The organism is Arthrobacter sp. M4 (assembly GCF_020251205.1).
In the GTDB taxonomy this organism is placed as follows: domain Bacteria; phylum Actinomycetota; class Actinomycetes; order Actinomycetales; family Micrococcaceae; genus Arthrobacter.
This window is the reverse complement of the sequence record NZ_JAIWYX010000038.1, coordinates 1-4,873: the sequence shown is the minus strand read 5'-3', so window position 1 is coordinate 4,873 and position 4,873 is coordinate 1. Positions and strand designations below refer to the sequence as shown.

Here is a 4,873-nt window from a genome sequence, read left to right as displayed (position 1 = left end):
TAGGACACCGCCGGACAACCATTCAGGTCGAGGGCCCCGCACCAAGGTGCGGGGCCCTCCCACACTTAACACCCACCACCCACCCCAACCCCCGCCGTCGAACCCCCTTCCGATCCCCGCGGGTTTGGCGGCGCCATAGAATCAGGGGTTATGAGCCCACAGCCCGAGCGACAGCCCCGCAAGCCTGCCACCATCTTGGATGTTGCTGCTGCAGCGGGGGTTTCCAGGCAGACGGTGACCCGGGCCATGAACGCAATGCCTGGCATCAAGGCGTCGACCATGGAACGTGTCCTGCAGGCGGCCCATGAACTCGGGTATGCGCCCAGTCGGTTCGCACGTGGCCTGGTGCAAGGTTCTGAAGTGTCCGTGGGCCTGGCGATTCCGGATCTGGAGAACCCTTACTTCCCTGCCTTCGCCTCGAGCGTTGTTGAACACGCCACCGCCCGGGGATGGCATGTTGTGGTTGATGATTTCGGTCACGGCGGCCGTACGGCGATGGATGCAGTAGAGCGGCTCGCTCCTCAGGTTGACGCCATTATTGGCTATGTCGGCGAGGACGCGGACGGTGCCGCCCACCTCATGGGGCGGCGTCCGCTAGTCGCCCTGGACAATGCGGTGCAGCCTGCCTGTGCCTCAATAGATTTTGACTACCACCATGCAGCGGCTGAGGCCATCCATTACCTGCGTGCTTCCGGCCGGCGGCGAATCGTCTATTTGGACGCTTCCGGTCGCGGGGGACTTTCGAATAGGGCCAAGGCATTTCAGGATGTGATGTCCGAAGTTCTCGGCAAGATTGGGTCATCTGTGTCCCGCGAACCCACGGGACACGTTGTTGTTGCACCTAGGGATTCCGCCGCGGTAGCGGCCCATGCCGCGCAAGAGCTGCTGTTGTCGCGTCCCGACACGGATGCCATTGTTGTCTTCAACGACCTTATGGCCGCCGGTGTCCTCAAGGGTTTGACGGCCGCAGGTCTGCGGGTTCCGGCAGACATAGCCGTGGTGGGTATGGATGGGATTCCCCTGGGTGAATTGCTGACGCCTGCCTTGACCACCCTCGCCTTGGACCTCCGGGAGGTGGGCCGCACCGCCGTCGAGGTTTTGGCCGGGTTGCTGGCAGGTGACATTGAATTGGGCGGCCGGGCCGCCCACCGCATCATCCGTCCCACGCTGAGGGTGCGGGAGTCCGCGTAGCTGGCCGTTATGGTCAGGAAGTTGGACGCTTGACCGTACCACCCCCTATTCAGTAACCGCTTGGCTCGCTAAGCTTATAAGCATCTTCGTGAACGTTCACGGAATCCAGAGTACGCCGCTTAGCCCGGGGCAAAGCCTGCCATTTCCGGCCAAACACAACCCGCAAAGGACACCCTCCATGAGTGCACCCACCCGAGAGGCAGTCACTGTGCCGCGTGACCTCACCATCAACACGGTGTATGTCGAGGAGCTCGCCGACCCCGGCCCGTCCCAAGGTACCTTGCCCCCGCGCAGCGTTTTGGATAGTGATGCCCCGCGGTTGCTGCTCAACGGCACCTGGCGATTTCGGCTGTCCGGAAGTGCCCGGACAGCGCCCGACGACGGCTGGCAAGATCCCAGCGTTGACACACCGAGGGAGGGGTTCATTGAACTCGAGGTGCCGTCGAGCTGGACGATGCATGGCCACGGCCAACCGTGGTACACGAATGTCTCCTATCCATTCGCCGTGGAGCCTCCGCATGTTCCGGATGCCAATCCGATCGGGGATTTTCTCTGCGAATTTGAGGCGGGTCTCGAGTTCTTCCCCAGGTCAGTTCTTCGCTTCGACGGGGTCGACTCGACGGCCACGGTTTGGCTCAACGGCAAACGCCTTGGCTTTACCAGGGGAAGCCGGCTGACCCAGGAATTCGACGTCAGTGGCGTGCTGCGCCCCGGCCGGAATGTTCTTGCGGTCCGCGTTGCGCAGTTTTCTGCGGGCAGCTACCTCGAGGACCAGGATATGTGGTGGCAGCCTGGGATCTTTCGTGACGTTATCCTTCAGGCCCGTCCTGAGCATGGCATTGACGAGGTCTTCGTCCATGCGGACTTTGACCACACCACAGGTGGGGGCGTCCTGCGCGTGGAGGCCAGTCGCGGCGGAAAACCCACTGACGCCGTCGTCCGAGTCCCGGAGCTTGGGCTGGAAGTGGCCGCCGGCGCTGAGGTGCGAATTGTCGCCGTCGAACCCTGGACGGCCGAAACGCCCAAGTTGTACTCGGCCACGGTGGAAACACCGGGGGAGACCGTCAGGCTCAGGATCGGCTTCCGAACCATTGCCATCGAAGACGGCCAATTCAAGGTAAACGGCCGTCGGATCCTGCTTAAAGGAGTCAACAGGCATGAGCACGATCCTCGATTGGGTCGCGTAGTGACACCCGAGCGGTTGGAATACGAGCTGCGACTCATGAAACGGCACAACATCAACGCCATTCGAACGTCGCACTACCCGCCTCACCCTTCCTTCCTCGCATTGGCGGACGAGCTAGGCTTCTACGTGGTCCTCGAGTGTGACCTCGAAACGCACGGGTTTGATCACTCCGGCTGGGCAGGAAATCCCAGCGACGAGCCCCTCTGGCGGGAGGCCATGCTTGACCGTATGCGGCGAACCGTGGAACGGGATAAGAACCACGCCAGCATCATCATGTGGTCCCTCGGCAATGAGTCACACACAGGCAAGAATCTCGTAGAAGCGTCGAGGTGGACGAAGGACCGCGACCCGTCCAGGCCGATCCATTATGAGGGCGACTGGAAAAGCCCCTATGTTGACGTCTATTCGCGAATGTACGCCAGCCCGGCCGAAACGGAATTGATCGGCCGAGGCGTGGAAATTGCGTTGGACGATCCCGAATTAGATTCCCGACGCCGCAAAATGCCGTTTGTCCTCTGTGAATACGTACACGCCATGGGAAACGGTCCGGGAGGAATGTCCGACTATCAGCGACTCTTCGAAACGTACCCCCGGCTCATGGGAGGATTCGTCTGGGAATGGCTGGAACATGGCATTATCCGGCAAGCCGCAGATGGCCGTGAGCACTTTGTTTACGGCGGCGACTTCGGCGAGGAAATTCACGATGGAAATTTCGTCACAGACGGCCTGGTGGACGCGAACCTCGTTCCCCGTCCAGGGCTTATGGACTTCAAAAAGGTGATCGAACCATTCGGCATCTACATTTCTGAAGACTGGAATTCCGTCCATGTCACCAACAAATTCGATTTCGCCGGTACTGATGGCATAACGCTTTACTGGACGGTTTCGGTAGGCCACGGCAGTTCGGGCCGGACGGTGGGCAGCGGGAGCTTGGCGCTGCCGCAAATCGCGGCAGGCGCCACTGACGCCGTCGAACTTCCAGCCGAAGTGCGGCGCGTGGGCGCCGCAGCGCAGACGACGACGGTTCTCACCGTCAGCGCCGTTCTGAGCGAACGTACCGCGTGGGCGGAAGCCGGCCACGAACTCGCTTGGGGGGAAGCGGTAAAGCATGTCCCCTCGCTGCCAGCCCCGCCTGCAAGCGCCTTGTTGGGAGTCAGCGACACACAACTCACATTGGGACCTGCCGCCTTCGATCGTGCCACCGGCCAGCTGAACTCCCTCGCAGGCCGCACCGTGGAAGGCTTCCGACTTAACCTTTGGCGTCCCGCGACGGACAACGACAACGGATGGGAACACGATCAGGCAGACCCGCGACCAGTCGCAGACCGTTGGGCCGAGGCTGGCCTGCATCGTATGCATCAGCGCCTGATAGGCCTGCACTCCGAACAAACTCCCCAGGGCGGCACCGCACTCGTGGTTCGTACGCGAATTGCGGCCGCTGACAAGCAGTTTGGAGTCTTTGCAAACTACACCTGGACCAGCGATGGCCAGCGGCTCGCTGTGCGCACCGACGTTGAGCCTGACGGCCAATGGCCAGTCCCCTGGGCCAGGGTGGGGCTGGAGATTGTGCTCGACGGCGAAGCCCGGAACCTTGCGTGGTTCGGAAAAGGTCCGCACCAGTCCTATCCGGACAGCGGCCAGGGAACGCGCACCGGGTGGTTCCGGCTTCCGGTCGACGAGCTTGCCGTGCCGTATGTCCGCCCCCAGGAATCCGGTGCCCGCGGCGGCGTGCATGCAGCAGAGTTGGAGTTCGACGCCGGAACATTGGCCATTCGCACGGACGGCGCCTACGTGACGGCGCGCCCCTACAGCCAGTTGGCGCTTCACGCCGCCACGCATCAGCCCGAACTTTGGGGTGACCGTCGAACCTACCTATACGTCGATGCGGCCATGCATGGCGTCGGGACAGCGGCATGCGGACCGGGTGTGCTGGAACCCTACCGGCTTACTGCCCAAGCGCTGTCCTTCACGATCGTGCTGCAGTAGGGGCAGTGCTTCTTCACTTTCGTCTAGTGGGTCCAGCGATTCATAGGGCTCGCAAGCTCGGCCGCGGCGCTCCTTTCCGAGGGCCGCGGCCCGGCTGAGGCACAATTCGCGGTTGGAAGGAAGACGTCTATCCGGCCATCGCCAACTCGGTCAGTTGCATATCCGAGTCTCGCTCCGGGATTCTCTGCCATGTCATGGGCTTCATACCGGAACGCTTTCGGTTCGTTTCGGCTCTTTGCCCCGATTCTGCTTGTGTTTCCGGGGTTTTTAGAGGTCTTTAGGGTCGATTTGTGTTGGGGGCGGGAGGCGTGTAATGTTTTCTGAGTCGCCGCGAGGGGAACAGAGAGGCAAGGCCTCCTGTTGGACCGGCTGGCGGCCGAAACTTACTCCCTTTCCTTTTCCGGGTGCAGCTGTGTGCCCGGTGCGGTTTGGGGCCTGTTGTTTGAGAACTCAATAGTGTGCCATGTTTGTTGATACCGATTTTTTGATTGGTTGAAATGGCTGGGCTGT

At 61.6% G+C, this 4,873-nt stretch carries 2 protein-coding genes; both read left to right on the top strand.

What is annotated here, in order from left to right; genetic code table 11:
- Positions 1-150 precede the first annotated feature (150 nt).
- Positions 151-1,191 (top strand): LacI family DNA-binding transcriptional regulator, encoded by a 1,041-nt coding sequence (locus LD110_RS23245; RefSeq protein ID WP_225502314.1) that lies wholly within the window; start codon positions 151-153, stop codon positions 1,189-1,191.
- 178 nt (positions 1,192-1,369) lie between these two features.
- Complete coding sequence (locus LD110_RS23240) at positions 1,370-4,363, top strand: glycoside hydrolase family 2 TIM barrel-domain containing protein (RefSeq protein ID WP_225502313.1); 2,994 nt, start codon at positions 1,370-1,372, stop codon at positions 4,361-4,363.
- Positions 4,364-4,873 lie beyond the last annotated feature (510 nt).

Coding starts and splice junctions, on each gene's coding strand:
- LD110_RS23245 (WP_225502314.1), top strand. CDS start 151: ATGAGCCCACAGCCCGAGCGACAGCCCCGCAAGCCTGCCACCATCTTG.
- LD110_RS23240 (WP_225502313.1), top strand. CDS start 1,370: ATGAGTGCACCCACCCGAGAGGCAGTCACTGTGCCGCGTGACCTCACC.